The following is a 296-nucleotide window of genomic DNA, read 5'->3' on the forward strand; positions in this document are numbered from 1 at the left end:
CCGGGCCCAAGTTTGTTATTCGAGGTGAGGTATTGAGCTTTTACGAATTTATGCAAAGTTTTCTTGGTGATGACACACCATTAGGTGAATTGGTTGATTGGATTAATCAAGATAGCAATTTCCCTAGAGAAGTGAAGAGCCATAGTGAAATATTGTCATATTTTCGAACAAATCCATGTCCTGAAAGCATCTCAGTACCTGTAATTAAACGGGCACTATCAGTTTTCAACCAATTCACAAATGTACAATGATACATGAATACATGGAGTCACATCATCTCATGTTAGCGAGATCGG

At 38.2% G+C, this 296-nt stretch carries 1 protein-coding gene; it reads left to right on the forward strand.

Annotated features, from left to right (window positions below; genetic code table 11):
• Window positions 1–251, forward strand: a 251-nt coding sequence (locus D8676_RS26615; RefSeq protein ID WP_348629045.1) for a sterile alpha motif-like domain-containing protein, incomplete at its 5' end; no start/stop codon positions are given.
• Window positions 252–296 lie beyond the last annotated feature (45 nt).

The sequence above is a fragment of the Mesorhizobium sp. YM1C-6-2 genome (genome assembly GCF_003666685.1).
Taxonomy (GTDB): Bacteria; Pseudomonadota; Alphaproteobacteria; order Rhizobiales; family Rhizobiaceae; genus Mesorhizobium_K.